At 73.3% G+C, this 26,854-nt stretch carries 23 protein-coding genes; 9 read left to right on the top strand and 14 right to left on the bottom strand.

Translation table 11 applies throughout. The features are described from left to right. Nucleotides 1-182 precede the first annotated feature (182 nt). Together AB0F71_RS37195 and AB0F71_RS37190 are read left to right on the top strand one after the other, a co-directional pair. A complete protein-coding gene (locus tag AB0F71_RS37195; protein ID WP_360244799.1) occupies nucleotides 183-983 on the top strand; it encodes an aldolase in 801 nt (266 codons plus the stop codon). Between the two features lies 1 nt (nucleotide 984). Beyond that, entirely contained in the window at nucleotides 985-1,872 is an 888-nt protein-coding gene (locus tag AB0F71_RS37190; protein ID WP_360244796.1) for a dihydrodipicolinate synthase family protein, read from the top strand. Between the two features lie 22 nt (nucleotides 1,873-1,894). Here AB0F71_RS37190 and AB0F71_RS37185 read toward each other — a convergent pair whose 3' ends face one another. The 3 genes from AB0F71_RS37185 to AB0F71_RS37175 all read right to left on the bottom strand — a co-directional run bounded on the left by AB0F71_RS37185 (nucleotide 1,895) and on the right by AB0F71_RS37175 (nucleotide 6,481). Continuing rightward, nucleotides 1,895-2,470 carry an XRE family transcriptional regulator gene (locus tag AB0F71_RS37185; RefSeq protein WP_360244793.1) on the bottom strand — a complete coding sequence of 192 codons (576 nt, stop codon included), beginning with the start codon at nucleotides 2,468-2,470 and terminating at the stop codon, nucleotides 1,895-1,897. 108 nt (nucleotides 2,471-2,578) lie between these two features. Then, nucleotides 2,579-4,687 carry an alpha-galactosidase gene (locus AB0F71_RS37180; RefSeq protein WP_360244790.1) on the bottom strand — a complete coding sequence of 703 codons (2,109 nt, stop codon included), beginning with the start codon at nucleotides 4,685-4,687 and terminating at the stop codon, nucleotides 2,579-2,581. 348 nt (nucleotides 4,688-5,035) lie between these two features. After that, the gene (locus tag AB0F71_RS37175; RefSeq protein ID WP_360244787.1) at nucleotides 5,036-6,481 is read right to left on the bottom strand and encodes a serine hydrolase domain-containing protein; all 1,446 of its coding nucleotides are present in this window, start codon (nucleotides 6,479-6,481) and stop codon (nucleotides 5,036-5,038) included. 320 nt (nucleotides 6,482-6,801) lie between these two features. Here AB0F71_RS37175 and AB0F71_RS37170 point away from each other — a divergent pair, with 320 nt between their 5' ends. After that, nucleotides 6,802-8,535 carry an Imm49 family immunity protein gene (locus AB0F71_RS37170; RefSeq protein ID WP_360244784.1) on the top strand — a complete coding sequence of 578 codons (1,734 nt, stop codon included), beginning with the start codon at nucleotides 6,802-6,804 and terminating at the stop codon, nucleotides 8,533-8,535. 359 nt (nucleotides 8,536-8,894) lie between these two features. Here AB0F71_RS37170 and AB0F71_RS37165 read toward each other — a convergent pair whose 3' ends face one another. From AB0F71_RS37165 to AB0F71_RS37140, 6 genes are all read right to left on the bottom strand, one after another. Continuing rightward, on the bottom strand, nucleotides 8,895-10,088 hold the full coding sequence (locus tag AB0F71_RS37165) for an MAB_1171c family putative transporter (protein ID WP_360244781.1): 1,194 nt from the start codon (nucleotides 10,086-10,088) through the stop codon (nucleotides 8,895-8,897). Continuing rightward, on the bottom strand, nucleotides 10,088-10,609 hold the full coding sequence (locus tag AB0F71_RS37160; protein WP_360244778.1) for a hypothetical protein: 522 nt from the start codon (nucleotides 10,607-10,609) through the stop codon (nucleotides 10,088-10,090). The genes AB0F71_RS37165 and AB0F71_RS37160 overlap by 1 nt, the downstream gene beginning before the upstream one ends. 72 nt (nucleotides 10,610-10,681) lie before the next feature. Further along, nucleotides 10,682-11,284 (bottom strand): hypothetical protein, encoded by a 603-nt coding sequence (locus tag AB0F71_RS37155; RefSeq protein ID WP_360244775.1) that lies wholly within the window; start codon nucleotides 11,282-11,284, stop codon nucleotides 10,682-10,684. Between the two features lie 255 nt (nucleotides 11,285-11,539). Next, the gene (locus AB0F71_RS37150) at nucleotides 11,540-11,932 is read right to left on the bottom strand and encodes a ribonuclease domain-containing protein (RefSeq protein WP_360244772.1); all 393 of its coding nucleotides are present in this window, start codon (nucleotides 11,930-11,932) and stop codon (nucleotides 11,540-11,542) included. A 100-nt stretch (nucleotides 11,933-12,032) separates the two neighbouring features. Further along, entirely contained in the window at nucleotides 12,033-13,220 is a 1,188-nt protein-coding gene (locus AB0F71_RS37145) for a DUF6183 family protein (protein ID WP_360244769.1), read from the bottom strand. Between the two features lie 58 nt (nucleotides 13,221-13,278). Beyond that, nucleotides 13,279-14,349 carry a phosphatidylinositol-specific phospholipase C domain-containing protein gene (locus tag AB0F71_RS37140; RefSeq protein ID WP_360244766.1) on the bottom strand — a complete coding sequence of 357 codons (1,071 nt, stop codon included), beginning with the start codon at nucleotides 14,347-14,349 and terminating at the stop codon, nucleotides 13,279-13,281. A gap of 278 nt (nucleotides 14,350-14,627) precedes the next feature. Between AB0F71_RS37140 and AB0F71_RS37135 the strand changes: the two genes are divergently transcribed. Next, the gene (locus AB0F71_RS37135; RefSeq protein WP_360244763.1) at nucleotides 14,628-15,281 is read left to right on the top strand and encodes a dihydrofolate reductase family protein; all 654 of its coding nucleotides are present in this window, start codon (nucleotides 14,628-14,630) and stop codon (nucleotides 15,279-15,281) included. Between the two features lie 119 nt (nucleotides 15,282-15,400). Here AB0F71_RS37135 and AB0F71_RS37130 read toward each other — a convergent pair whose 3' ends face one another. Further along, nucleotides 15,401-16,279 carry a geranyl diphosphate 2-C-methyltransferase gene (locus AB0F71_RS37130; RefSeq protein WP_360244760.1) on the bottom strand — a complete coding sequence of 293 codons (879 nt, stop codon included), beginning with the start codon at nucleotides 16,277-16,279 and terminating at the stop codon, nucleotides 15,401-15,403. Between the two features lie 64 nt (nucleotides 16,280-16,343). Beyond that, nucleotides 16,344-17,564: a family 2 encapsulin nanocompartment cargo protein terpene cyclase gene (locus AB0F71_RS37125; RefSeq protein ID WP_360244824.1), complete on the bottom strand. Its 1,221-nt coding sequence runs from the start codon at nucleotides 17,562-17,564 to the stop codon at nucleotides 16,344-16,346. A 760-nt stretch (nucleotides 17,565-18,324) separates the two neighbouring features. On the opposite strand from AB0F71_RS37125, the gene AB0F71_RS37120 reads away from it, so the two are divergent. Then, nucleotides 18,325-19,650, top strand: a complete 1,326-nt coding sequence (locus tag AB0F71_RS37120; protein ID WP_360244757.1) for a radical SAM protein — start codon at nucleotides 18,325-18,327, stop codon at nucleotides 19,648-19,650. 52 nt (nucleotides 19,651-19,702) lie between these two features. On the opposite strand, the gene AB0F71_RS37115 is transcribed toward AB0F71_RS37120, so the two are convergent. Both AB0F71_RS37115 and sph read right to left on the bottom strand, forming a co-directional pair. Beyond that, on the bottom strand, nucleotides 19,703-20,506 hold the full coding sequence (locus AB0F71_RS37115; protein WP_360244754.1) for a thioesterase family protein: 804 nt from the start codon (nucleotides 20,504-20,506) through the stop codon (nucleotides 19,703-19,705). Nucleotides 20,507-20,681: 175 nt separating this feature from the next. Next, entirely contained in the window at nucleotides 20,682-21,659 is a 978-nt protein-coding gene (gene sph / locus AB0F71_RS37110) for a sphingomyelin phosphodiesterase (RefSeq protein ID WP_360244751.1), read from the bottom strand. Between the two features lie 341 nt (nucleotides 21,660-22,000). Here sph and AB0F71_RS37105 point away from each other — a divergent pair, with 341 nt between their 5' ends. From AB0F71_RS37105 to AB0F71_RS37095, 3 genes are all read left to right on the top strand, one after another. Next, nucleotides 22,001-23,548, top strand: coding sequence for a Na+/H+ antiporter (locus AB0F71_RS37105; protein WP_360244748.1), 1,548 nt, complete (start codon nucleotides 22,001-22,003; stop codon nucleotides 23,546-23,548). Between the two features lie 125 nt (nucleotides 23,549-23,673). Then, nucleotides 23,674-24,390, top strand: coding sequence for a hypothetical protein (locus AB0F71_RS37100; protein WP_360244745.1), 717 nt, complete (start codon nucleotides 23,674-23,676; stop codon nucleotides 24,388-24,390). Between the two features lie 178 nt (nucleotides 24,391-24,568). Continuing rightward, on the top strand, nucleotides 24,569-25,153 hold the full coding sequence (locus AB0F71_RS37095; RefSeq protein ID WP_360244742.1) for a hypothetical protein: 585 nt from the start codon (nucleotides 24,569-24,571) through the stop codon (nucleotides 25,151-25,153). Nucleotides 25,154-25,232: 79 nt separating this feature from the next. Here AB0F71_RS37095 and AB0F71_RS37090 read toward each other — a convergent pair whose 3' ends face one another. Continuing rightward, complete coding sequence (locus tag AB0F71_RS37090) at nucleotides 25,233-26,114, bottom strand: winged helix-turn-helix transcriptional regulator (protein WP_360244739.1); 882 nt, start codon at nucleotides 26,112-26,114, stop codon at nucleotides 25,233-25,235. Nucleotides 26,115-26,205: 91 nt separating this feature from the next. Here AB0F71_RS37090 and AB0F71_RS37085 point away from each other — a divergent pair. Further along, the coding region (locus AB0F71_RS37085) for an MFS transporter (RefSeq protein ID WP_360244736.1) at nucleotides 26,206-26,854 on the top strand (649 nt) is incomplete at its 3' end.

Raw genomic sequence — 26,854 nt, 5'->3', positions numbered from 1 at the left:
GGCGACATGGACGAAGGACACCTTGTGTCCTAGAGTGAACGAGGTGTCACCCCGGTTGCGGCGCACCCCTAGGCACGCCACCCGTAGCCACGCCACCCCTAGGCACGCCACCCCTAGCGACGCAGGCCGCACCCGACCGTACGCGACACCACCGCCGCACGTCACCGAGGAGAGCCACGGCCATGACCGACACCTTCGAGGCCGGCAAGTCCGAGCTGGTCGAACTCGCCCACCGCCGGATGCAGACCGCGATACCCGACAACGACTGGACGGTGCGCCAGAAGCTCGCGCTCACCTGCCGCATCCTGTTCGACGCCGGGCACGACTCCGGCCTCGCCGGGCAGATCACCGCCCGCGCCGAACGCCCCGGCACCTACTACACCCAGCGACTGGGCCTCGGCTTCGACGAGATCACCGAGGACAACCTGCTGCTCGTCGACGAGGACCTCACCGTCCTGGAGGGCGACGGCATGGCCAACCCGGCCAACCGCTTCCACAGTTGGGTCTACCGCGCCCGCCCGGACGTCAACTGCATCATCCACACCCACCCGCTGCACGTCTCCGCGCTGTCCATGCTGGAGACCCCGCTCGTGGTCTCGCACATGGACATGTGCCCGCTGTACGACGACTGCGCGTTCCTGGAGACCTGGCCCGGCATCCCGGTCGGCAACGAGGAGGGCGAGATCATCTCGGCCGCCCTCGGCGACAAGCGCGCCCTGCTGCTCGCCCACCACGGCCAGCTGGTCGCCACCGGCACGGTCGAGGAGGCCTGCACCCTGGCCCTGCTCTTCGAGCGGGCCGCCAAGCTCCAGCTGCTGGCGAGCGCGGCCGGGAAGATCCAGGAGATCCCCGGCCTGCTCGCCCAGGAGGCCCACGACTGGATCTCCACCCCCAAGCGCGGCCAGGCGACCTTCGCCTACTACGCCCGCCGCGCCCTGCGCGCCGGCCACGGCGACGCGCTCAGCCCCCGGAAGGAGTCCTGACATGGCGACCACCCTGGAAGGGATCATCGCGTACCCGGTGACCCCGTTCTCCCGCACCGACGGCAGCCCCGACCTCGACGGGCTCACCGCGCTGATCGACCGCCTGGTCGCCTCCGGCTGCCACGCCGTCGCCCCGCTCGGTTCCACCGGCGAGAGCGCCTACCTCGACGACCCGGAGTGGTACGCCGTCGCCGAGGCGGCCGTCTCCGCCGTCGCGGGCCGCGTCCCCACCGTCGTCGGCATCGCCGACCTCACCACCCGCAGCGCCGTGCGCCGCGCCCGCTTCGCCGAACAGGCCGGCGCGGACGTGGTGATGCTCCTGCCGCTCTCCTACTGGGTGCTCGACGAAGAGGCCATCACCCGGCACTACACCGCCGTCGCCGACGCCGTCGGCATCCCGATCATGATCTACAACAACCCGAGGACCGCCGGGGTCGACCTCCCGCCGGAACTCATCCACCGGCTGGTCCGGGACGTCGACAACATCACCATGGTGAAAGAGAGCAGCGGCGACCTCCAGCGGATGCACCGCCTCACCCAACTCTCCGACGGCGCGCTGCCGTTCTACAACGGCTCCAACCCGCTCGCGCTGGCGGCCTTCGCGGCCGGCGCCAGCGGCTGGTGCACGGCCGCGCCCTGCCTGATCCCCGAACTCCCGCTGGAGCTGTACCGGGCGGTGCGCACGGGGGACCTGGACGCGGCCCGCGAGGTGTACTACCGCCAGCTGCCCGTCCTGCAGTTCCTGACGCGCGGCGGGCTGCCGACCACGGTCAAGGCCGGCCTCTCCCTGCTCGGCCTGGACGTCGGCGACCCCCGACCGCCGCTGCTGCCGCTGCCGGAGGAGCGCCGGGCGGAGCTGGCCCGGCTGCTGGCGGACGCCGCCGACTGAACTCCCGCCCGGGGATACGAAGTCAGGGCAGGCTGGGGACCCGGTCCGCGGTGCCGTCCTGCTCGTCGTGGATGACCACGAGGACGTGGGCCGGCTCCGGACCGGTACTCCGACAGCGGTGCGGCACCGCCGAGTTGAAGTACACGCTGTCGCCCGGGCCCAGCTCCACCGTCCGCTCGGGGAACTCCAGCTCCACCGTGCCCGCGTGGACGAAGAAGAACTCCTCCCCCGGGTGCGACTTGAACGGGGAGCCGGTGGCGTCGGTCGGCGGGTACATCACGAACGGCACCATCCGCTTGCCGCTGAGGCCGGTCGCGATGCCCTCGTAGTGCGGGGCACCGGGGCCGGCCCCGCCCGCGATCGGGGTCCGCTCCCCGGCGCGGACCACCGTCACCAGCTCCGGCTCGACCTCGTCCGAGAACAGCCGGCCGACGTCGACCCCGAGGGCGCGGGCCAGCTTGAGGGCGGTGGAGATCGACGGGTCGCTGAGGCCGCGCTCGACCTTGGAGAGGTAGCTCTTGGTGACCCCGACCTGCTCGGCCAGCGCCTCCAGGCTCAGCCGGTTCTGCTGCCTCAGCACCCGCAACCTGCTGCTCATGCGCCACCCCTCACCTGCGGAACCGTCCGGCCCATCATCCCACCACGGGCCCCGGCGGCCGGCCCCCGAGGGGGACGGCCGCCGGGCCTGCGGGCCGCCCTCCCGGCGCTACGAGAGGACGCTCCAACCCTGGCCCGCCGCACCGGCGTTCGGCGCCGCGGTGGTCACCGTCGTGCCCGCCGCCCCGCCGCCCGCGTCGAGCGCCAGACCGGTGGCGACGTTGGTGACGGTGAGCACGCCGGTCGCGGTGTTGCGGACGACCCGCCACTCCTGCCACGGGTTGCCCGGCGAGTAGTTCAGCAGGTAGGCGCTGCTCCCCGGCGAGGTGCCCGCCGCCAGGACGGTGTGGACGTGGGTGGCGGTGTCGCAGTTGTCGCTGATCCGCACGGTGCCGTCCGGGTTACCGGTGAAGGTCCACTGCTCCGAGGTGTGGGTGGGCCACCAGGTGTTGACGTCGGCGGCCGAGCCCAGCGGCGCGCTGCACGTGCCGGCGACTTCCAGCACCGGGCCGCCGGAGCCGCCCGTGCCCAGCGCGTGGTACCTGCCGTCGTCGACGACCGTCGCCGGGCCGGTCGCGGCCTGCGGGGTGAGCCGGTACATCGCGACGCCGTGCGCGGGCACCCAGGTGCCGCCGACCGTACCGCCGCCCGCGCCGCCAGAGGTCACGGCGCCTGACGTCACGGTGCCGGTCGCGCCGGTCCACAGCTCCTTGTAGGTGAACCCGCCGGTCAGCCCCAGCGCGGCGAGGTCCGTGCCGATCGTGTGCGCGGCGGCCGGGTCCTGGTTGACCAGCAGGACGGCGGTGCTCCCGTCGGCCAATTGCCGCTTGAGCACCACCGGCGCCGTGCCGCTCGTCGGCGCGGCGCCGACCAGGGTGGCGGGCTTGGCCAGCGCGTCCTGGTCGACGGCGACCACGTCCCGGTTCTCCAGGACCGCCAGGCTCGACGCGCCGATCCCCGTGGACCAGGTGTGGCCGCCGTCGGTGTGCTGGGACTGGGCGGCGGTCCGCAGGTCGGCCCCGGAGATCAGCGGGGCGGCGAGCATCGCCAGCACGGAGGTCTCGGTGCGTGACTCGTCGTCGGTGAACGGCTTGTGGCAGGTGCAGGTGTCGGTGGTGCCGTAGAGGCCGTAGACGTCGTTCCAGCCGGTGTACATCATGTCGAGGTCGTTCCAGCTGCCCGGGCGCACGTTCCCGGGGTAGCGCAGGGCCGTCTGCAACTGCCCGTTCCACAGCACGCCGTCGAGCTCGCTGTCCCGGTCCCCGCCGATCCGGCACAGGTTGGCGACCTGGCCGCACCAGACGCCGGTCGGGGCGTAGCCGGGCGCATTGAACGGCGCCGTGCCCGCGGCCTGGACGACCGGGTCGGTGCGGGCCGGGTCCGCCGGGTCGAGGAGGTAGGGCACTCCGGTGTGGGCGGGCTGGGCGGAGACGCTGAGGGTGACCTTCGGGCGGCCCTGGGCGGCCGAGGCGGCGTCGAGGGCCCGTTGGAAGGTCTGGACGCGGGCGTAGACGGAGCGGGTGAGCTCCTTGCCCTCGCCCTGGGTGGAGTAGTCGTGGCCGTCCGGGCCGGTGATCCGCGGCCCGTACGGACAGTCGTCGTACTTGACGTAGTCGACTCCCCAGGAGACAAAGTCGCCCGCGTCGGTGGCCTCGTGGCCGAGGCTGCCGGGGTGCATCTGGCAGGTCTCGTAGGTGTCCGTGGCGTAGAGCCCGAACTTCATGCCCTTGCTGTGGGCGTACTGGGCCAGGTACTGGATGCCGTTGACGGTCCGGCCGTCGACGGTCTGCGAGGGGAAGTGGTCGGGGCGCGGGACCAGGTGGCCGGAGGTGGGGTCGTTGCCGCTGCCGTCCGTCCCGGCGACCGGGTTCCCGGCCGCGTCGTACAACTGCATCGAGCCGTACGGCGTCCGGACGAAGTCGGCGCTCTGGCCGTCGCGGTGCCAGAGCGACCAGCCGTCGTCGATCGTGACGGTGTTGTAGCCGGCCGCCACCAGGCCGTTGGCGGCCATGAAGTCGATGGTCTGGACGACCTGTTCCTCGGTGACCTCGGTGCCGAGGGAGTTCCAGGAGTTCCAACCCATCGGCGGGGTGAGGGCGTTGCCGTTGCCGAGCGCGGCGGCCGGGGCGGCGGAGCCGAGGGTGACGGCTCCGAGGCCGGTCACGGCCAGGGCCGAGGCGAGCAGGGGTGCCGCGAGGCGGCGGGGGAGAAGGCGCACGTGCGCTCCTGTGGGGGTGGTGGGGGTGCGTGGGGGTGACTCTCGGTCAGGGGTGACTCTCGGGGGTGACTCTCGGTCGGATTCGGGGGACTGCCAGCCGCCCGTGCGCTTTCCGTTGACGGCATCCGACGCGGCATGTGAAATAACACATGTCACCGATCACATGGGTCAAGGCTTTTGCCGCGATTTTGAACGTTCAAATGCTCAGGCCCCGCCAAGGAGCCCGCATGCCCTCCGCGTCCCGCACCCGCTCCACCGCCACCGCCCGGCCACGGCCGGGGGCGGGCCGTTCCCCGAACGACCCGCCCCTGCGTACCTGTGTGCCTGTGTGCCTACGTGCCTGTGTGCCTACGCCGCCTTCGCCGTGGCCCGGACGCCGAAGTGCACGTACCGGCTCCCGTCGGCCAGGGCGTAGAACACCACCGGTATCCACGCGTCCTTCTCGTTCCGCCGCCCCGCGAAGACGGTCTTCGCCGGGCTGTCCGACACCGCCGTCAGCTGCCACACCAGCGGATCGAAGGTCCCCGCGAGGCCGTCCGCCCCCTCGTACGTCAGGGTCAGCGCACCCTCACCGCTGCCCTCACCGCCGCCCTCGCCGCCACCCTCAGCGATCGTCATCAGGAAGCCCTCCCGGCGGTAGCTGCCGACGAACCCCCCGAGCTCGACCACCGGCGGCCGGGCCGGCGGCTCGAAGCCGGGCATCGTCACGCCCGCGAGCTCCGCCGACAGTTCCCGGCACAGCGCCTCGAACACCTTGGGCGCCGCTCCCCCGCCGTTCGTCAGCAGCACCACCGCGACGCCCTTCTCCGGCATCGCCCGCAGGTAGGCCAACTGCCCGAAGGTGCTTCCGTCGTGGCCGAAGCCCCGGACGCCGTCCCACTCGAACAGGCCCCAGCCGAGCCCCCAGTGCGCACCGAGGAACCACTGGTCGGGCATCTCGACCTCGCGGTTGAGCATCGCCCCGACCACGGCCTCCGGCAGCACCCGCGTCCCGTCCGGCGCGGCACCGCCGTCCACGAACAGCCGCGCGAACCGGGCGACATCGGCCGCCGTCGCACAGATCCCGCCGTACGGACCGGCCGACCGCGGCATCATGTTCCACAGCGGCGTGGGCACCGGCTCCTCGCCCGGGTCGCCCATGTGCCCCATCGCGGCACGGAAGCGCAGCACCTCCTCCGGCAGGGTCATGGTGTGCTCCAGCCCGAGCGGGCCGGTGATCAGTTCCTTCAACGCCTCGTCCCAGGTGCCGCCGGTCACGACCTCGACGATCCGGCCGAGGACGTTGTACGCGGTGCTGGAGTACGACACCGTCGCGCCGGGCGGGTTGGTCAGTCCGACCGTCCGGGCGCCCTCGAGGTAGCGGGCCAGGCAGTCGTCCCCGCGGCCGGTGTCGCTGACGAAGTCGCCCTCGATGCCGCTGGTGTGGTTGAGCAGTTGACGCGGAGTGATGGTGCGGGTGGCCTCGGCGTCGGCGACCGCGAACTCGGGCAGGACGTCCACGACCGGCGCGTCCAGGTCGAGCTTCCCGGCGTCCGCGAGCAGCACCACCATCGCCGCCGTGTAGCCCTTGCTGACGGAGCCGATCTGGAACACGGAGTCCGTGGTCACGGCCACGCCGGTCTCCGAGTGCAGGATGCCGGAGGCCAGTTCATGGATCTCACCACCGGCGAGCACGGCCAGGGTGGCGCCGTGGATGCGGTGGGCGGCGAGGAGTCCGTCGAGCCGGGCCTGCCAGTGGGCGGTGTCGAAGACCGGCGTCTTCTCGGGCACTTCGCGGCTCAGCTGTTCCGACATTTGCTCTCCCTCGCGGGTCAGGACGGTTCATGGATGTCTCACGGACGGTTCACGGCGGCAGCGGCGGACTCGGCGGTCCGGCGGTCCGGCGGTCCGGCGGTCCGGCGGTCCGGCGCGACCGACCGTCAACTCGCCGGTGGCAGGCGGATGCCGGGCTTCGCCGCGGCGCGATCCGCTGTCGCCGATCATGACACTAGCGCGCTCCCGACCTTTTTCAAACATCGTTTGAAACCCGTGCGGCCGCCACCGCCCCCCGCGCCGCACGCTGTCGGACCCCTCGCCTAGGCTGACGACCAGGCAAGGGATCAAGGAGCAGAGCTGTGCGGATCGAGCGTCACCAGGTGGACGGAGCGGCGGTTTCGGCGGCCCGCGAGGGCTTCACCGACCGGATCGGACGGATGGTCCACTCGTACTCGCGCGCCGACCTGATGACCGCCACCGAATGGCGGCTGATCGCCGACGAGTTCCTCGACTACCTCGGCGCGCTCTCCGCCGACTCCCCCGCCCTCGACACCCCGGAGGCCAGGGCCGTCCTCAAGGACGCCACCGAGGCCGCCGCCGGCGCCATCGCCTTCGCCGCGTACTACGGCTACGACCGCTTCCAGGTGTTCCTCGACTACCCGAACTTCGGGATGGGTTACGACCCCGAGGACGCGGACGGGAGCGTCCGGCGCCGCCCCGTCCTCCCCCGGCACTGGCTCGACGCGCTCTGCCTCGCGATCCTCTCCGACCGGTTCACCCGGCACGGCGAGGCCTTCGCCTTCACCTGGCAGGCCATGCCGGCCGGCGGCGGCTACTCCGCCGCCCAGCTCGTCAACGGCTTCATGGCCCACCTCCTGGGCCGCACCCGCGACGAGGACGCGACCGGCGCCGAGTCGACCGACGACGGGACCGCCGCGACCGCCGAGCAGCGACTCGCCGCCATCGACGCCGCACTGGCCCGGATCGAGGACCGGGACAGCGACGCCACCCAGGCCCTTCACACCCTGCGCGCCCTCGCGGCGCAGGACCGCGCGGCCTTCGACGCCGGGCTGCTCGCCCTGCTCGACCACGCCGACGGCACCCGCCCGCGCAGCCTCCTCCCACTGCTCCCGCTCGCCCTCGCCGCGCTCGCCCACCGGGCCCACGGCTGGCTCCCCACCGTCGACACCGACTACCTCCCGCACACCCTGGTCACCGGCTTCGCCGGCCCCGACCCCCGGGTCGCGGGGCTCGGCCGCGACCGGCGCGCCGACGCCGTCGCCCAGCTCGCCGCCGGTCCGGTCCGCATCGACCGGCCGAGCCCGGCCCTCCCTTTCCACCCCGACAGCGAGGCGCTGTACGAACTGCGGACCCAGGAGGCGATCAACCCCGGGCCCGAGGACCGCCACACCGTCTCCCGGCTCGCCCGCGCCCTGAGCAAGCAGGTGCACCTCTTCCAGGCCCGCGCCTCGCAGTCCGCCGATGTCACCGACACCCAGCTCGCCGGCCTGCGCCTGGCCTCCCAACTGGGCGCCGCGCTCTTCCGCATCGCCCTCGCCGAGCCCGGCACCGAGGCCGAGGTGACCATCGACGGCCGGACGGTCCGGTACCCCGCCACCCGGGGCGAGGACTCCGGCCCCGGCCACTGGCACCTCGCCCTCGACCTCGCCCTGATCACCGGCGTCCGCGAGGACCTCGCCCCGGTCGTCCTGGCCGGCCCCACCCACTCCACCACCGACCGCTCCGCGTACGCCGCCTACCGCGTCGCCCTGCACGACTACTTCCGGGGCGTCGACCCGCTCCCGGCCACCGAACGGGCCCTGCGCGAGGTCGAGCGGACGAAGGAGTGGGGCTTCCTCGCCCCGCCGGTGGTCCTGTTCTCCCAGCTCGTGGAGGGCGACGAGACCAGCTTCTCGCTGGCGCTGATCGACGCCCTCGAAGCCCACCGCGACCACCACTCGGTCGCCGACCGCGCCACCGACCCCGAGGCAGCGATCAGCCTCGACGTCCTCGCCCTCGCCTGCCACGCCCGGCGCCGGGGCTGGACCGTCCACGTCGAGTCCCCGTACCTCCCGGCCCGCCTGCTCGCCTGAGGGCTCCCGCCCACCCCCGTGGGACGGGAGCCCTCAGTACGGCCACCGGGCCGCCGTGCCCCCGGTTAGCTCCAACCCGTGTCACGGGTACGGCGGTGCCACCGGGAGTCCCCTCCGGCCTCCCCCGGTGAAGCGGCGGCGCACCCGCGTCCGACCCGGCTGTCGACCGTGCTGAACATCCCCCGACCCCCCTGTTGGTTCGGCGGGCAACCCCGCTGCGGTGACGATCATAATCGCCGAACAGCGAAAACCGCACCTCCCTCATGGCACTGACTGGCGAACAGAGTCGCCGACCGACCGGTCGGTGCGTCAACTGGCCGGTCGGCCGGAGAGGTTGGAGCGCTCGGTGGCTTCGGTGACTACACGGTCCCGTCCGCGCCGAGCCGGCGGTAGGCGGCGGCCACGGCGAGCATCCAGGCGATCTCCTCGCGCGGGGTGCGGCCGCCGGTGGTCGCGGCGAGGGCCGCCGGCGGGGTCGGGGCGGGCAGGTCGCGGGCCCGGTGGCGGACGGCGGCGCACAGCCAGCGGGCCTCGACCCGGGCGAGGTCCTCGCAGCCGGCGGGTGTCGGGACGCACTCGGCGGCCCGGGTGTCCCCGCAGGCCGGAGCGCACTCGGCCCCCTGGGTGTCCTCCCGCAGCACCAGGGCGGCGTCCCGGATGGCGAAGGCCCGGTGGGCGAGTTCGACCGAGCGGTCCCGGACGGTCAGCACGTCCCGCAGCCGGCTGCTGGGGGTGCCCAGCACCACCTGGGGGACGGCGGCCACCACGTCCGCCCAGAGCGGGTGCAGCCGCCACAGCGCGTACTGGTCGCGCAGGTAGCCGACGACCGTCCGGGCGGGCGGGATGGTGACGCCGAGGACCAGCAGCACCAGCATCAGCGCGGGCAGCAGCTCGCTGGCCGTGTCCTGGAGCGGGATCGGCTTCCCGGCGGCGTCGAACCGGGTCGAGTCGCCCTTGGTGAGGGTGAACCAGTACCGGTAGAGCGTGTACAGCAGGCCGGTCGCACCGGCGGCCGCCAGGCAGTTGACCCCCACCCGCAGCGCCCCGCGCGGAACGGCGGCCCGGTTGGACCAGAACAGCACCATCGCCCGCGCGCTGGCCAGCGCGAAGGCGGTGTTGAAGACGCACAGGTAGGCCTTCACCCACGGGTCCCCGAAGTGGGCGTCGATGCCGAAGCCGCCGTCGGCGTCGTGCGGGAGGGCGAGGACGAACAGCAGGCTCAGCGCGACGCCCACGACCACCGCGAGCAGCAGCCGTACGCGGGCGGCCCGGGGCCGTTCCGGACGGCGCCGCACCTCCTGGACGTACTCCAGCAGGAAGTACGCCGCGGCGACGCCGGCCAGGTGCTTGAGCAGCTGGGTGACGTCCCGGATGCCGGTGAGGTCGCCCAGGCCCCGCTCGACGAAGGCCGGACGGCAGCTGAGCCCGAGGGCGATCGCCGTGAAGGCCGCCCACAGTGCCCGGTTCGCCCGGGTGGTGAAGGCCGTGGGGGCCCGCCAGAGCACGACGCCCCAGATCAGCGAGGGCATCAGCCAGGTGAACAGCGGGCGCATCAGGACTTCCTCCACCGGGGTTGGCGTATCGGGTGCATCAGGCTCTCGGCCAGCCGGTCGGAGACCGGGCTCGGGTCGGTGGTGGAGCCGACCAGATCGGCGAGCAGCAGGGCGATCATCTCCGCCTCCTGCTCCTCGGCGGTGTGGTAGCTGGTGCGGCCCGCGCCCATCAGCTGGGCGATCAGCTCGGGCGTCAGGTCGGGCAGCAGCGCGCTGAGCCGGGAGAGTTCGAGGGTGCCGGTGTGGCCGCACAGGACGTGGCCGAGCTCGTGCAGCTTGATCAGGTCCTGGTGGGCGGGGCTGGTGCGTTCCTCGTAGTAGACGACGTCGATGCTGGGCAGCGCGATCCACAGCCCGCAGGGCAGGTCGGGGCCGAGGGCGGGCAGCGGCTCCATGACGATGCGGCGGCCCCGCTCGCGCTCCAGGGCGGCGCGGAAGCCCTCGACGGTGAACGGGGCGGGCAGACTCAGGCCGGAGAGCCGCTGCTCGCAGCGTCGGCGCAGGCCGCGGGGGAAGGCCAAGGTGGGGGTGTTCCTTCGGAGCGGGGGCGGGAGCGGGTCGGGGGACGGTGGTGGGTGGTGCGGTGCTCCCGCTCATCCGGCGCCGGTCGGGCCCGCGTTCCGGCCGCTCGCACCCCGGCTGCTCGCGTCCTGACTGCCGGTGTCCTGGCTGCCGGCGTCCTGGCCGCTCGCGTCCTGTTCGAGCTTGCGGAGGTTGTCGGCGAGCGAGAGCAGCACCCGCAGGCTGCCGTCGGACAGCGCGGAGGCCCGCTTGACCAGGTTGACCACCCCGTCGTTGCCGAGCGCCTGCCGCAACTCGGCCATCCGCTCCAGCTGGTCGAGCTGCTCGTCGACCAAAGCGGCCTTGGCGTCGTCCAGGAAGTAGCTCGCGCCGGCGCCGATGCCGAAGCCCCGGCCCAGCCAGTCGAGGGTGTCCACCGTGGGGTTGCAGGCCTGGCCCTTCTGGTTCAGGCCGAGGTGGAGGTTGCGCACGGTGTCGCGGGAGATGACGTCCCGCCCCGCCAGGCGGTTGATCCGGTCGGCGAGTTCGCGGTAGGCGGGGGGCCGGCCGCCCGACCTGGTCGCCTCCCGCGCCATCAGCCGGTCCAGCCGACGGGCGATGGCCGAGGCCCGCTCCCCCGGCTGCTCCGGCTGCTCCGGCCCGCCCGTCCCGTCACCAGCTGCTGACTTCGCCATCTGCGCCCCCCTCCACGAACCTGTCACAATACCGTCGGTGTTCGACCGGTCGGTAGCGGAGAGCGGCCCGGCGGGCCTCCGGGCGCGGGCGCGGGCGCGGGGGCAGGCTTCCGGGTCCTCCGGAGTACGGGAGGGCGGGCGCCGCTCCGGCGGCCGCTCAGCGGCCCGGGTGGGGCGGCCAGCGCCGACCCTACCGTCCGGGCCCCGGCACACGGCCGGGGCCCGGGGGCGGCGGGTCAGGGGCGGCGGGTCGGGTCAGCAGCCGAAGTCGATCAGCCGGAAGGTCGCGTAGTGGTCGGCGGTGTAGTAGTCCTCCCGCGAGCGCTGGCCGGTGACGATCCGGCGGGTGCCGCGGGTCGGCGCGCCCGGGGTCACCACGGTGTACTCGTGGTAGTAGCCGGAGCGCTGGGCGGGCAGCACGCCCTCCTTGTTGGTGAACACCACGCCGTCCTGGCGGTACGGGAACGGCCCGCCCTTGGCGATCAGGTCGAGGGTGGTCCGGGCCTGGGACGGCAGGGCGGACACGCATACCTTGCCGCTCACCGCGGCCTGCGCCTCGGTGGCGACGGCGACGGGCGCCAGGGTGGCCAGGGCGAGCACGGCGACGGCGACGGTACGGGTCTTCCACGCGCGTAGAGTTCGGGTCATGCCCAACAGGATGGCGAGCCCCGGAGCTCCCCGGAAGCCCCGTTCGGAGTCTTCATCTCCGGTCAACTCGCCGTACCCGTCGATGACTTGAGCCGGCCGGTCAGCCGCCCCGGTAGTCCGTGGCGGCGATCACCGCGAGCCGGCGGCGCCCTTCGTCCAGGACGGCGAAGCCGAGGTCCAGGCCGTCGCAGATGAACCAGTCCCCGCACATGGTGAAGCCGTACCAGGCGCACTCCCCCGCCCGGCGCGCCACCTTGGCCACCGGGTCCTCCGGGCCCGCGCCCACCAGCGCCGCGAGGGAACGCCAGGCCTCCAGCCGTCCGTAGCCGCCGTACGACCACCCGCGTTCGCCCCCGGGGCCGGTGGAGGCGGCGGCGAAGAGCTGGCGCCAGACCTCGGCGGCGGTGGTCGGCACGACCGCCAGGTGCCCGGCGTGCGCCCCGCCGTGGGCCTCGTCCACCCCGGGCACGCCGCCCAGTGGGCCGCGACAGCCCTCCCCGGACATGCAGTCCAGCGGCAGCCCGGCCAGCGTCCCCGGGAGCTCCTCGGGCGCGACCGGCCGCTCGGCCTCGAACACCGCCGCCTCCAGCTGCCCGTTGAACTGCCGTGCCCAGCGCTCCACGGCCACGGTCAGCCCGGGCTCGTCCGCCCCGATCTCCGCCGCCACCCGGCCGGCCGCCGCGATCCGGCCGCCCTCCGGCAGCCGGTACGGCGCGCCCCACGCCACCGCGCCGCGCGAGTAGTGCGCCATGAGCGGCTTGCCCTCGATCGGGTCGAGGGTCCAGGGCAGCCGGGCCAGCGGGTGCGCGGCCCAGTACGGCGAGGCCGCCGCCCAGGCCCGCGCCTCGGGCAGCTCCGCGACCGGGGCGCCGCGCAGCACCAACTCCTGCAGCAGGCAGGCCCGCAGCTCCTCCGGCACCCGCGGATGGTCGGCCGGGGCCTCGAACACCCAGGCCAGGGCCTCGAGCGGCTGGTACTCGGCCAGCACGGCGGCGGCCCGGCGGAGCGGCCGACCGGGGCGCGTGCTGACGGCGGGCTTCAACTCGAACGCGCGCTCCACGTGCACCCGCCCGGGGGTGGTGACCACGTCCCAGAGGACGTGGTCGTAGAGGGAGTCGTGCTCGGCACCCGCCCAGCCCGAGCCGAAGCGGCGGTGCAGAGCCGCTCCGACCTCCACGTGGAACGCCGTGTCGCCGCGCGCCAGGTGCGCCTCGAGCAGCAGGCACACCTCGCTGACCTCGTACGTCCCCGCCAGGCCGTCCACCAGTTGTTCGATCGTCTTCGACACGGGGGCGTAGCCTAGGGCCTTCGCCACGAGAACGGAGCCCAGGGCGTCGGCACGACGGTCAGCCCCGGTTCAGCACCAGGGACTGCACCGCCGGGAGCTTGCGCCAGTCGCTGGACACGACGCTCGCGTGCGCCCGGGCCAGCTGCTCGGTGCGGGCGCGGGCCTGGTCGGCGGTCGGGTCGGTGGCGCTGATCGTCGGCGCCACGTTCTGGGCGTCCGTCATCACCAGCAGGTAGTGCGAGCGGTCGTACCAGGCGGTGTCGATGCCGTTCAGGTAGCCGGCGGCGTCGCCGTCGAAGACCACGAACCACGGGCGGATCCCGGCGTCCGCGCCGGTGTACTTGGCGCGCGGGTCGCCGCCCGCCGCGCCGTGCACGGCCGGGAACAGCTGGGCCCGGTCGATCCGGCCGGAGGCGGCCAGGTCGCGCAGGTGCCGCCCGTACTCGACGTCGGTGTGCAGGGTGTCGAAGGGGTTGTGCTCCTCGACCGTCCCCGGGATCGCGTAGAGCAGCACCCGCCCGGCGAGGGCCGAGCGGCTCGGCCAGTTGCCCGCCCGGACCGCCTCGTCGACGGTGGCGTAGGAGCCGCCGCCGGGCTTGGCCAGCACGTCGGCCGGGCGCAGCACCGCGTCGCCGAGGTGGGCGGCGATCAGCGTGTCGAGCTGGTCGGGGCCCATCCCGAGGTTGGCCGCGAAGCCGCCCTTGACCTCCAGCTTGATCACCAGCGGGCCGGCGCCCGGGTGGGCGCCGAGCCAGACCCGGACGTCGTCGAGGCAGTGCTCCAGGTTCTTGTTGGTGCCGCCGCCGTACAGCTGGGCCGGGGTGTCGGCGGCGGTGCAGTTGTTGGAGTTGCCGAGCGGGTTGGAGTGGCTGACCTTCCACTCCTGGGTGATGGTGTCGGTCCAGAGGTCGAGTTCGATCATGCCCGTGCCGGTGTCCAGGCTCTGGGCGAGGTACGGGTAGGCGGCCGGGTCGTAGGTGTTGTGCAGGCCGACGGTGGTGGCCGAGCCGAACGGCAGGTCGCCGGTGCCGGTGTCGGCGGCGGCGGGGGCCGCGGTGGGCACCAGGGCCGCGGCGGTGGCGAGCAGGCCGGCGGCCAGCAGGCCTGCCAGGGTACGGCGTACGGTCATCGGAATCGTCCCCCCGGGGATGGTCACGACGGCCGCGGGTGCGCGCCGCCGGAGGTAGCATCGCCGGATCAGGCGTGCACCTCGTGAAGAAGGCACGACAATATCGTGGCGACTTCGCCACCTCCTCCCCGGGTTCCGGCCTCGGCGGGCGCCGCCCGGGGCACGCCGCGACCCATCGGTGACGGTTCGTCCGATCTGTCGTACCCGCGCGCTAGCGTGACCGCGAGCGGACGGCTGCGAGCGGCCGCCCGAGAGCCACGAGCAGCGGAGGCGGCACGATGTCCCTGGTCCGGGTCCACAATTTCTCGATCTCCCTCGACGGATACGGCACCGGTGAGGGCCAGACCCTGGAGGAGCCCTTCGGGCACGCCTCCCACCGGCTGCACGAGTGGTTCTTCGCCACCCGCACCTTCCGGCAGATGGCCGGCCAGGAGGGCGGCGACACCGGGGTGGACGACGCGATGGCCCGCACCTGGGGCGACGGCATCGGCGCCGAGATCATGGGCCGCAACAAGTTCGGCCCGCAGCGCGGCCCGTGGGAGGACGAGGACTGGCGGGGCTGGTGGGGGCCGAACCCGCCGTTCCACACCCCGGTCTTCGTGCTCACCCACCACCCGCGCCCGACCGTGGAGATGGAGGGCGGGACGGTCTTCCACTTCGTCGACGGCTCCCCCGGGGAGGCGCTGCGGAAGGCCCGGGAGGCGGCCGGCGGACTGGACGTCCGGATCGGCGGCGGGCCGCGCACCGTCCGGGCGTTCCTGGAGGCCGACCTCGTCGACCACCTGCACGTGGTCGTGGTGCCGATCGTGCTGGGCCGGGGCGAGTCGCTCTGGGACGGGCTGGAAGGGCTGGAGGAGCGCTTCGAGATCGAGGCGGTGAGCAGCCCGAGCGGGGTGACCCACCTCACCTTCACCCGCCGCGCCCGCGCCTGAGGGGCACCGGCCCCGACGGCCCGGCCGACGGCCGACGGGCGGCCTCCCCGCACGCCGCTGTGCGGGGAGGCCGCCCGTCGGTCCGGCACCGGGGTGCCGGTCGTGCGGAGGGTGCCGGGTCAGACCCGGTCGGCCGCGATCAGCACGTACTGGAAGGAGCCGTCCTTGTAGGACTCGATGAACGCCTCCTCGATGCCGGTGACCAGCGAGGTGGTGTTCCGCAGCTCCCAGTAGGGCAGGGTGTCCGGGGTCAGGTCGATGACGGCCTGGGGCACCAGACGGTTGTCGGCCATCGCCCGCAGGTACTCGCGGCGGGAGTGGATGTTGCACTCGAAGTGCGCGTTGATCTGCGAGACCCACTTCGACGGCTGGCCGTACTTCGGGTTCCAGCAGCCGGTGATGGTCACGTAGCGGCCGCCGACGGCCAGCACCCGGGAGTGCTCGGCGAACAGGTCGTGCAGGTCCACGTACATGCTGGACTCGTTGTTCCAGGAGCCGACCACCGAGCCGTTCTCCAGCGGCATGTCGAGCATGTTGGCGACCCGGGAGCGGACGAAGTCGCCGATGCCCAGCTCGGCGGCGCGCTTGTTGCCGAACTCGGCCTGCTGCGAGGAGAGGGTCAGGCCCTCGACCCGGCAGCCGAAGCGCTGGTGGGCCATGACCATCGAGCCGCCGCGGCCGCAGCCGGCGTCGAGCAGGGTGGACTTGGCCTTGATGTCACCGAGGTGGTCGAGCAGCACGTCGGCCTGGGCGGACTCCAGGCGGTGCAGCTCGGCGATGACCTTCTTCTCGCGCTCGCTGTCGGCCGGGTCGCCGATCGCCTCCTGGTCGATCTCGCCGATGCCGTAGTGGTGGTGGTACAGGCCGTCGACGTCGCCCAGGCGCAGGTTCACCGGGCGGGCCTCGTTGTTCCAGTAGCGCGCGATGTCGCTCTGGTACGGAGTGGCCGGGCCGGGAATGGCGGTGCCGGCGGTGGAGAGGTCGTCGGTCACGGACATGTGGGTCAACTCCATTGTGATCAGGCTTGGTTAGCGGAAAAGGTGCGAAATGCCGACCGGCGCGTTACCAGAAGTCGGGCAGGCTGTACCGGTGGGTGTTGGTCTGGTGCCAGTAGTGGTTGCCGTCGAGCCAGGCCGCCACCCCGCGCAGGAAGCGCACCAGGGTCGGCACCGGGCAGGCGACGGCCAGCGCGGCCGACTCGGCCTCGAAGGCGTGCATCAGCTCGTTGTGGACCTCGACGGCCTTGAGGTAGCCCTCCTGGCGCGAGACGCCCTCCCGCTCGGAGATCACCACCGGCAGGTTCAGGTGGAGCCCCGGACTGGCGAGCTCCTTGGTGTACGAGTAGAGGTCGTTGACGATGGTGGTCGCGTTGCCCGCCAGCGCGATGATCCGCTGCATGGCGGGCAGCGCGTGCAGCTCGACGGGCAGCTCGTAGCCGCCGACGGTGTCGGTGATCGTCGGGCAGGGGCGGAAGTTGTTGAACTGGCGCATCGCCAGGTACTCCCAGACCTCCGGCACGTGCTCGGCCTCGGCCCAGGAGGCCTCGGCCAGGTACCCCATGTGCAGCCGCGCCATGTCGTGCCGGAAGCGGTCCGCCTGGGCGGGCGTGGAGGCGCGGACGAAGTACTCCATCGCGGAGCGGTACGAGCGCCGGGGCGCGTCCTCGGAGAGCGAGGCCTCCCAGGCCGGGTGGTACTCCGCGGTGGTGTGCAGCGGGTCCAGCGCGGTGTGCGCGAGGAGCAGTCGGCTGCCCAGGCCGACGGGCGAGCCGCCGAGGTCCTCGCAGTAGCAGTCGTCCACCGCGTTCTCGGCGACCATCAGACGGGCCGCGATCATCAGGTGGTCGATGCTCGGCGCGTCGGGGTGGCAGGCCACCATGTAGCGCCCGGTGGAGAACCCGTCGAAGTCCTTCTCCCACTCCGGCGGGTAGAGCTCGATCTCGTCGATCGCCCAGGCCTTGATCCTGAGGCTGAGCTCCGCCACCCGCACCGGGTCGGGCTCGGCGATCGGGTGGTGGTAGAGCCCGGGGATGGGGTCGCCGGTCTTCGGCTTGCCGCCCGGCGCGGCGGCGGCCGGGGCGCCGAAGGTCAGCGCGGGCCCGGTGGGCAGTACGGAAACGGAGGGCAGTACGGGCGACGGCGCGGACGGCGGTTGGACCTCGGGCAGGACGGCCTCCAGCGCGGCGGCCGCTGCCGCCAGGGCCTCCGACGCGACGGCCTCGACCAGCGCGGCCCCGCCGCCCGGCGCGGCTGCGGCCGGCACCTCGACCGCCGGGGCATCCAGCTGGACGTCGGCCGTCGGCGCCTCCACCGGCAGCCCGGGCGCCGCAACCTCGGGAGCCCCGACCTCAGGAGCCGCGACCTCGGGAACCGCAACCTCGGGAGCCGGCGTCGGCGGCCTCAACTGCAGCCCGGCGGTGCCGAGTCCGGTGGGACCGCGCAGGATCCGGTCGATCGCCGGGGAGCTCATGAGCCCACCACCGGGGCGTCGACGGGCCCGGGCGGGGTACCCGTTCTGGTGCACAGGGCCATGGAGCCTCCTCCGAGAGGGATCACCTGATGTGACGGGTCGTCATCTCGCCCGCAGCGATGGGGAACTCCACGCCACGGGCCCCGTCTCGCTCGGTTCCCCACCGTAGGCGCGAAAGCCCGTTCCGGATCGCAACGGACGATCTTCTACACCCGATAGGGTGAACGTTCCGGCTGACGGCGTTTGGCCGCCCCGGTGTCATGCATCGGTCCGCCCGGGCCCCTGGCTGCGGTTCCGCACCCGCCGGCCCCCGCCCGTCCGGGCCGCGCGTCAACCTGCCGACCATCCGCCGTGTCCCGCGCCGGCCGACGGCATCGCACCGGCCGCGACGGGGACCGTTCGACCGCGGATCGCCCGATCGGGACCGCCCGCGCCCGCGACGTCAGCCGGAAGACGGCCGGCGGACGGTCGGAAGACGGCCGGCGGGCGGGCCGGTGTCCGACCGCCGGCGTAAGGGGGAGAAGAATGGGCGGGGCGCCGTGCGAGGAACGCGGCCAGGAAGGAAGACCAGCACATGGAGAGCCAGGCCCGCAGCCGCACCGAAGTCGTCGAGGACCTCATGGAGCGCTTCCCCGACGTGCCCCGGGAGGCGGTGATCAAGGAGGACCTGCTGCGCGGCGGCATGGCCTTCGACGAGTCCGCCCTCAGCGGCAGCACCGGGGCCGACGGGAGCGGCGAGGTCAAACCGAAGTCGTACTTCATCTTCTCCTTCGACCACCGCACCCTGCCCGAGCTGGGCGCGGCCGCCCTCAACCGGCCGCCGGAGGAGGTCGTGCTGACCGGCGGGCCGTACGGGCTGCGCCGCACGGTGGTGTCGGTGCGGGTCAACCCGGACTCGCCGTACCGGGTGCGCGCGGGCGAGGACGGCACGCTCGGCCTCTACCTGGACGGCGCGCGGATCGCCGACGTCGGCCTGCCGCCGATGCCGGACTACTACCGGCACACCCTGGCCAACGGGAAGTCGGTGATGGAGGTCGCCCCGACCATCCAGTGGGGCTACCTGATCTACCTCACGGTGTTCCGGGTCTGCCAGTACTTCGGCGCCAAGGAGGAGTGCCAGTACTGCGACATCAACCACAACTGGCGCCAGCACAAGGCGGCCGGCCGGCCGTACACCGGGGTCAAGCCGGTCGAGGAGGTGCTGGAGGCGCTGGAGATCATCGACCGCCACGACACCGCCCGCGCCTCCCGGGCGTACACCCTCACCGGCGGCGCGATCACCTCCCAGGTCGGCGGCCGGGACGAGGCGGACTTCTACGGGCAGTACGCCAAGGCCATCGAGGAGCGCTTCCCCGACCGCTGGATCGGCAAGGTGGTCGCCCAGGCGCTGCCCCGCGACGACGTGCAGCGCTTCCACGACTACGGCGTGAAGATCTACCACCCCAACTTCGAGGTGTGGGACAAACGCCTGTTCGAGCTCTACTGCCCCGGCAAGGAGCGCTACGTCGGCCGGGACGAGTGGCACCGCCGGATCCTGGACTCCACCGAGGTGTTCGGCGCGGAGAACGTGATCCCCAACTTCGTGGCGGGCGTGGAGATGGCCGAGCCCTTCGGTTTCACCACCGTCGACGAGGCGATCGCCTCCACCCGGGAGGGGCTGCGCTTCTTCATGTCCCACGGCGTGGTGCCGCGCTTCACCACCTGGTGCCCCGAGCCCACCACCCCGCTGGGCAAGGCCAACCCCCAGGGCGCGCCGCTGGAGTACCACATCCGGCTGTTGCAGACCTACCGCGCCACCCTGGAGGAGTTCGGCCTCTCCTCCCCGCCCGGCTACGGCCCGGCCGGGCCCGGAAAGGCGGTCTTCTCGGTGAGCTCCTTCATGGACTCGCTGCCGGGCTGAGCCGTCTCCCGGTGACTGCCGCCCGCCCCGGCAGCGGCAGCCACCGGGGTCGTCAACTGCCCTGCTGCCGACGGACGGTGAGGATCTGCTCGGCCCGGCCCACCGGGCCGTGGACGTCGTGCAGCACGGTGCTGGTGACGCCGTGGCCGGCCGGCCCGAAGCTGACGGCGGTGTCCAGGCCGGTCGAGCGGCCGCCGGGGCGGCGGTGGAAGTGGACGGTCAGGTCAGTGTTCGGGAACATCCACTCGGTGGGCTGCTCCCGGACGGCAATGCCGTTGGCGGTGTCGACCAGGGCGATGAACGCGGCGTGCGGGCTCGCGGCCTCCCCCGCGACGAGCTCCAGCGGGGTGGCGAGCCAGGCGGCGGCCCGGCCCGGCGCGGTGGAGCGGCGCCGGACCTCCACCGAGGCGATGTAGCCGCCGGCCCACTGCTCGCTCATCGGCCAGGACTCGAACTCCTCGGGCGCGGGCAGCCGTTCGTCGTGGGTGCCGGCCACGGCGGCGGTGTCCTGCTCGGCCAGGAACCAGGCCCGGGCCCGCACCACGGCGCGTCCGGCGATCGAGGCGACCGCCTCCACCAGCTCGATGGTGCGGCCCGGGCGGAGGGTCTCGACCGTGATCTCCAGTTCGTCCAGGGCGATCAGGCCGAGGATGTCGAAGCTCACCCGAGCCAGGGCGAGGCCGTCCGCGGGGCGCCCGGCCCGGTGCCGGTCGATCGCGTGGACGATCAGGCCGCCCACCGGGCTGAAGTGCTGCTCGTCCGGGTGCCAGGCGCCCTGGGCGTGGACGGTGGGCTTGTACTGCTGCTCGCCGGTGCGCTGGTAGTAGCTGTCGGGTGCGGCGGTGGGGCTGGTCAAGGTGCGCTTCTCCTCGGGCCGGATCGCGGGGCTGCCGGGCGGGCACCGGTCCCGGCGTGGCCGGCGTCCGCGCTCCCGATCGTAGGAGCCCGAACCGGCCCGGAAGCTGTGATGCCCGCCACACCGGGCCCGCCCCACCTGCGGCGTTGCCCCTGGTGGACGGCACCGCCCCGGCTCAGTGCGCGATCAGCGGGTAGTGGTCGGAGAGGTCGGTGTAGGTGTAGCTCCTGCCCCAGCTGCTCACCGTCCAGGGCGCGCTGTGCACCCGGCGGACCTCGTTGGTGTACTGCTGCGGGCGGGCGTGGTCGGCACGGTAGAGGACGTGGTCGAGGTCCTCCTTGGGCTCGCCCGGGTAGCGGTAGGCCGCGATGGAGTTGTCGACGGTGTCGAAGGAGTACGGCCAGCCGGTGCGGGCGGAGGCCGGGGCGAGGTAGCCGTTGTCCAGCAGGGACTGGTACTCGGTGCCGTGGAAGTCGATGTTGAGGTCCCCCGCGACCAGCACCGGCTCGTCCGCCGGGATCCGCTTCGCGTCCAGGAACGCCCGCATCGCGCCGAGCTGCCTGGCCCGGATCGCGGCCGCCTGGCCACTCGCGCAGCCGGAGTCGGTGGACTGGAGGTGGGTGCCGACCAGGTGGGTGCGCCGGCCGTCGACGTCGAGGACGACGTAGGCGAAGCCCTTGTTGGACCACCAGTCGGAGCCGCAGGCGTCCTGGTATACGTACTGCTCCTGGTGCAGGATCGGCCACTTGCTGAGCACGGTGACCCCGCCGTCCTCGGGGGTGGTGGAGCTGTAGCTGCCGGAGGTGGCGTCCCAGCCGCCGGTGGAGCGGCCGACCACGGGGGTGTGGAAGGGGTAGGCGGCGGAGGCCTTGGCGATCAGGGCGTCGGAGGCGGCGTTGTCGAAGGCCTCCTCCAGCACGACCACGTCGTGGCCCTGGAAGAAGTCCGCCGAGGCGATCGCCTGGGCGCGGTGCTGCTGGCCCCAGTTGGGGTAGAGCGAGGTGCTCATCAGGAAGGTGTTGTAGGTCAGGACATCCAGCGGCGGCGCGGTGACGGGGGTGCTCTCGGCGCCGGCCGGGGCGGCGCCGAGGGCGGCGAGCACGGTGGCGGCGGCACCGGCGGCGAGGGTGCGGCGCAGGGACGGCAGGGTCATCGGGGCTCCGTGGGGGACGTCGTCGGCCCGGCGGGTCGCGGGATGTTGTGTATCCAACTTCCGTACGTGCACGGCCCGCAAGACTTCCGGCGAGCATTCGGTGAATTCGTCCGGAACAGCACTACCGGCCGGTAGCACGGGTCGCGACCGGGCCTGACCTGCGGTCGACGGGGCGATGACCGAGACCGCCGCCCGGGCCGTGGCCCCGGAATCCCCTGCCGAACCCCGCCAAAAGCCCGATAAGATGCCGAGCGGTGTGCCGGGAAGTCTGGTCGGCTCGGGGGACGACTGCGGCGATCGGGCCACGGCGACCCCGACATTGCGATGGGTCGTTTCTGCAGATGCACGCCGTGGGGATCGTTCTCGTCCTGGTCGTCCTGGCCACCAGCGTGGCCACCTTCGCCCGCCGATGGCGGGTGCCCGCCCCCTCGCTGCTGGTCCTCGCCGGACTCGGCGTCGCCCTCCTCCCCGGCGTCCCCGCCCTGCACGTGCCCCCGCAGATCATCGGCGCGGTGGTGCTGCCGCCGCTGCTCTACTCCTCCGCCGAGGAACTGTCCCTGCGCGACCTGCGGACGGTCTGGCGGCCCGTCACCATCCTCTCCTTCGGCCTGGTCTTCGCCTCCGCCGCGGCCGTCGGCTTCGTCGCCGTCGCCGTCGCCGGGCTGCCGCCCGCGATGGCCTTCGTGCTCGGCGCCGTGCTCTCCAGCACCGACCCGGTGGCCGTCACCGCACTCGGCCGCCGGCTCGCCCTGCCCGGGCGGGTCCAGGTGCTCGTCCAGGCGGAGAGCCTGTTCAACGACGCCACCTCGCTGGTGCTGTTCAAGGTCGCCGTCGGCGTCGCCGTGGCCGTCGGCGGGACGGTCGACCTGCCCGCCGCGGGCGGCGAGCTGGTGCTGCTCGGCGGGGGCGGCAGCCTGGTCGGCGCGGCCGTCGCCGGGCTGGTCTGGCTGCTGCGCCGCCGCACCACCGACCCGGTGCTGGAGACGGTGATAGCCCTGGTCACCCCGTACGCGGCGTACGTGCTGGCGGAGTCCGCGCACACCTCCGGCGTCACCTCGGTGGTGGTCGCCGGGGTGCTGCTCGGCCGCTCCGGCCACCGGCTCACCGACGCCCGGATCCGACTGCAACTGCACGCCGTGTACGCGGTGGTGGTGTTCCTGCTGGAGAGCGTCGTCTTCTCGATCGTCGGCCTGGAACTGCCCACGCTCGTCCGGGAGCTACCGGCCGGCACCGGCTGGTGGCCGCTCCAGTCGGTGGCCATCGCCGCCGTGCTGATCGCTGTCCGGGTGCTGTGGACCCTGCCGCTCACCCGCGCCGTCAAGCCCAGCCAGGGACGGCTGTCCTGGCGGGTCGCCGGGGTGGTGACCTGGGCCGGCACCCGGGGCGTCATGCCGCTGGCCGCCGCGCTCTCCATCCCGCTGCTGACCGAGGGCGGAGCCGCGCTCGACGGACGGCCGCTGGTCCTGGTGCTCACCGTCTCCAACGTCGTGCTCACCCTGGTCGTCCAGGGCCTGACCCTCGCCGCCGTGGTCAACCGCTCCGGACTCGCCCTGGAACCCGAGCACACCGCGCGCGAGGAGGCCGACGCCCGCGACGAGCTCAACCGCACCGCCCTGGAGCACGTGGACGGCCTGGCCGAGTTGGAGGCCGTCCCGGACACCGCCGTCGACCGGGTCCGCCGCGCCCTCACCGCCCGGCTCGACCGCACCCCCGAGGCCCCCGACGGCACCACCGCCGACGACGCCTACCGCCAACTGCGGCAGGAGGTCATCGCGGTGCAGAACGACCGGCTGCACCGCCTGTACGAGGAGCACCGGATCAGCGACACCACCCTGCGGCTGCTCCAGCGCGACCTCGACCTGGAACAGGCGGCCCTGGGCAGGACCTGACCGCAGGCCGTCCTGCCGGCGGGCAGGACGTGACCGCGGGCAGGGCGGTACCCCGGCCTTCCGGCCGTCGGGGGCTGCCGTCACACTGTCGCGAGCACGAAGCAGAACCACCGAGCGGGGGCAGCATGGCCAAGCGTCCGAACAAGAAGCAGAAGCGGCCCCTGGCGGCCGGGGTCGTCCGGCCTGCCAAGCCCGCGCGCCGGCGCCCCGGGAAGGACGTCCAGCTCGCGCCGCGCACGGTGCGGCGCACCGCGCTGCTGGTCGGGCTGCTCGCCCCGCTGCTGATGATCGGGCTGCTGGCCCTCGCCACCAACCCCGACTACCAGGCCCCCTGCACCATCCTGGCCGTCCTGGTGCTGATGGTGGCCGTAGTCGGACTGATGATGATCCACAGCAGCGGTTGGGTGGTCTGGCCCGCCGTCGCGCTGGGCCTGATCCTCCTGGTGATCCCCACCCCCGCCCTGCGCGCCCAGCTGATCTCCCACCGCGGGGTGGAGACCCGGGTCGTCATCACCTCGGCGCACAGCGGCAAGGACAAGACGGGCCGGATCAGCTGGACCTGCGGCATCCGCCGCGAGGACGGCCACCCGCTGCCGCACGGCACCATCGGGGGCTTCGGCTGCTCCGGCTCCTCGGTCGGCAGCACCACCACGGTGCTGGCCGACCCGGACGGCTGGGCACCGCCGGCCAACCGGGACGACGACCTCTCCTTCCGCGGCGCCGAGATCTGGGTCTCGGGTGTGGCCGCCGTCCTGTGGGCCGCGCTCACCTTCGGCACGGCCCGCCGGGTCCTGCGCGGACGGGGCGGGTGGAGCGGGCGGGCCGGGCGAAAGAGCGCCTGACGACCGGGCCACGGATGAGGCGGTTCCACCGGTTCACCATTCCCACGGACGGCACGATTCCGCCAACTCCCGTACACAGAAAGGTCACTGGTCCGACCCGCCCGCCGGCCTGCCGGTTCCCGTCAAGATCGCGTCAAACCGCCTGGTCGCAGGCGAGGCACCGGAGTAGCCTGCGCCCGTGAACGAACTGGTGTTCCGGGGCAAGGACTTGTTCCGCCCCTCCAAGTCCCATCTGACCGGCGCCCTCGCCTTCCTCGTCCTCATGGTGTCGGTCGGGATGGTGCGCTCCGGGCCGGTGTTCGTGGCCTGGTCGCTCGGCATCGTCGTGGTGCTGTTCGCGCCGGTCTTCTACAGCTCGTGGCGGGGCTGGAGCCGGGTCGGACCCGAGGGCGTGACGATCTGCTGGGGGTTCGGGGCCGGGCGCACCTACTCCTGGGCGGAGATCCGCTGGGTCGACGTCCGCACCACCGCGTCCAGCGGACCGTACGCCGGCTCCGGACCGACCCGGGCAGCGCGGATCTTCACCACGAGCGGGCGCCGGCGCTCGCTGCCGGGCCTGTCCTGGAGTCCGCTGTACCCGACCGCGGACTTCGACGTGAACGTCCAGCGGCTGCGCAACTGGTGGGAGTCGAGCACCGAGGAGGCGCAGCGGGTCGAGCCCGTGAAGCAGTTCCGGGACCGGCTGACGCCGACCACGATCGCGATCGTCGCCGTCGTCCTGATCATGGTGGTCGGCTGGTTCGTGATCGCCTCGCGGTACTGACCACCCTCCGTCGCAGCACAGTTGAGCGGGTGCGTCCCCGGCCGGGCCGGGGGCGCACCCGCTTCCGTGTGCCCGGCCGTCAGCCGCGCAGCCCGTCCAGCAGGGTGAGGACGTCCTCGACCGAACCTGCGGGATCGGTGACGGGGTAGAGCACGCCGCGCACGGTGCGGCGTGCGTCGAGGACCAGGGTGAGCCGCTTGAGGCGTTCGACGCCCGCGGCGCGGAAGGTGGGCAGCCGTAGCCCGGCGGCGAGTTCCAGTCCGGCGTCGGAGAGCAGCGGGAACGGGATCCGGGCGTGCTCGGCGAAGGCCGCCAGCTGGTCCGGGCGTTGGGTGCTGACGCCGTAGACGGCGGTGTCGCGGGCGGTGAACTCGCCCATCCGGTCGCGGTAGGTGCAGGACTCCAGGGTGCAGCCGGGCGCGCCGGGGATGTCGCCCCAGCCGGGCGGGTGGTCGGCCCCGCCCGGGGCGTAGGCGCCGGGGTAGCAGTAGAGCACCGTCCAGGCGCGGTCCGCGGCGACCGGGTCGACCCGTCCCCCGGCGGCGGCGTCGAGTTCCAGCGCGGGCAGCCGGTGGCCGGTGAGGGCGGTGACCCGGCGGGTCTCGGCGGAGTCGGGGGCGCTGGTGGCGGAGAGGGTGCCGTCGCCCAGGACGTAGCGTCCGCCCCAGTCCTGGAGGGCGACCAGGACCGGCAGGAGTCCGCGGCCCCGGTCCGTCAGGTGGTACTCGTAGCGCGGCGGGTGCGGGTGGTAGAGCCGTTTCTCCAGGACACCGTCGGCGACCAGTGCCTTGAGGCGCTCGGTGAGCACCTTGCGGCTGATGCCGAGTCCGTTCTGCAGGGCGTCGAACTGGTGGGTGCCGCCCGCGACGTCCCTGACCAGGAGCAGGGTCCAGGTGTCCCCGACCACCGCCAGGGCCTGGGAGATCGCGCAGTCCGGGTCCGCCGCTTCCGTGTGCCGCATGATCACCCAGTATAGTGAGTTCCCAAAGGGAACTTACTCGCGAAGCCACTCGGTCCCGGTCGTGGACCGATGGCGGCGAAAGGGGCGGACGTTGACGACGGAGACGGTGGACGCGGCGAGAACGGTGGATCCGGCGGGCGGGGGTGGCGGCAGCGGCCGCGGGGCGGGGGCGTTCTGGCGCTACTGGAGCGCCTCGACCGTCAGTCGGCTCGGCGACCAGGTGACGACGGTGGCCCTGCCGCTGATCGCGGTGGTCACCCTGCACGCCTCGGCCTTCGAGGTCGGACTGATCACGGGCGCCGCCTACGTCGCCTGGCTGGTGATCGGACTGCCGGCCGGCGTGCTGGTCCAACGGCTGCCGCTGCGCGGCACCCAGGTGGCGATGGACCTGATCCGGGCCGCCGCCGTCGCCTCGGTGCCGCTGGCCGCCGCGCTCGGCGTGCTGGGACTGCCCCAACTGGTCCTGGTGGCACTACTGGTCGGCTTCGCCGGCGTGCTCTTCGACGTCGGCAACTCCACCTTCCTGCCCGCCGTCGTCCCCAAGGAGCAGCTGACCGCCCGCAACAGCCTGGTCTCCGGCAGCATCGCCGCCACCGACCTGGCCGGGCCCTCGCTCGGCGGCGTGCTGGTGCAGCTGGTCGGCGGCGCGGCCTCGATGCTGCTGGACGCCGTCAGCTACCTGGCCTCGGCTGCCCTGCTGGGCACCCTGCCGCCGGTCGGCCGGGGGGGGGGGCCGGCCG

The organism is Kitasatospora sp. NPDC028055, from assembly GCF_040637885.1.
Classification (GTDB): Bacteria; Actinomycetota; Actinomycetes; order Streptomycetales; family Streptomycetaceae; genus Kitasatospora.
Note: the sequence above shows the minus strand (reverse complement) of the source record. Positions and strands in the feature narration are given on the sequence as shown.

Coding starts and splice junctions, on each gene's coding strand:
- AB0F71_RS37195 (WP_360244799.1), top strand. CDS start 183: ATGACCGACACCTTCGAGGCCGGCAAGTCCGAGCTGGTCGAACTCGCC.
- AB0F71_RS37190 (WP_360244796.1), top strand. CDS start 985: ATGGCGACCACCCTGGAAGGGATCATCGCGTACCCGGTGACCCCGTTC.
- AB0F71_RS37185 (WP_360244793.1), bottom strand. CDS start 2,470: ATGAGCAGCAGGTTGCGGGTGCTGAGGCAGCAGAACCGGCTGAGCCTG.
- AB0F71_RS37175 (WP_360244787.1), bottom strand. CDS start 6,481: ATGTCGGAACAGCTGAGCCGCGAAGTGCCCGAGAAGACGCCGGTCTTC.
- AB0F71_RS37165 (WP_360244781.1), bottom strand. CDS start 10,088: ATGCGCCCGCTGTTCACCTGGCTGATGCCCTCGCTGATCTGGGGCGTC.
- AB0F71_RS37155 (WP_360244775.1), bottom strand. CDS start 11,284: ATGGCGAAGTCAGCAGCTGGTGACGGGACGGGCGGGCCGGAGCAGCCG.
- AB0F71_RS37150 (WP_360244772.1), bottom strand. CDS start 11,932: ATGACCCGAACTCTACGCGCGTGGAAGACCCGTACCGTCGCCGTCGCC.
- AB0F71_RS37140 (WP_360244766.1), bottom strand. CDS start 14,349: ATGACCGTACGCCGTACCCTGGCAGGCCTGCTGGCCGCCGGCCTGCTC.
- AB0F71_RS37135 (WP_360244763.1), top strand. CDS start 14,628: ATGTCCCTGGTCCGGGTCCACAATTTCTCGATCTCCCTCGACGGATAC.
- AB0F71_RS37130 (WP_360244760.1), bottom strand. CDS start 16,279: ATGTCCGTGACCGACGACCTCTCCACCGCCGGCACCGCCATTCCCGGC.
- AB0F71_RS37120 (WP_360244757.1), top strand. CDS start 18,325: ATGGAGAGCCAGGCCCGCAGCCGCACCGAAGTCGTCGAGGACCTCATG.
- sph (WP_360244751.1), bottom strand. CDS start 21,659: ATGACCCTGCCGTCCCTGCGCCGCACCCTCGCCGCCGGTGCCGCCGCC.
- AB0F71_RS37105 (WP_360244748.1), top strand. CDS start 22,001: ATGCACGCCGTGGGGATCGTTCTCGTCCTGGTCGTCCTGGCCACCAGC.
- AB0F71_RS37100 (WP_360244745.1), top strand. CDS start 23,674: ATGGCCAAGCGTCCGAACAAGAAGCAGAAGCGGCCCCTGGCGGCCGGG.
- AB0F71_RS37090 (WP_360244739.1), bottom strand. CDS start 26,114: ATGCGGCACACGGAAGCGGCGGACCCGGACTGCGCGATCTCCCAGGCC.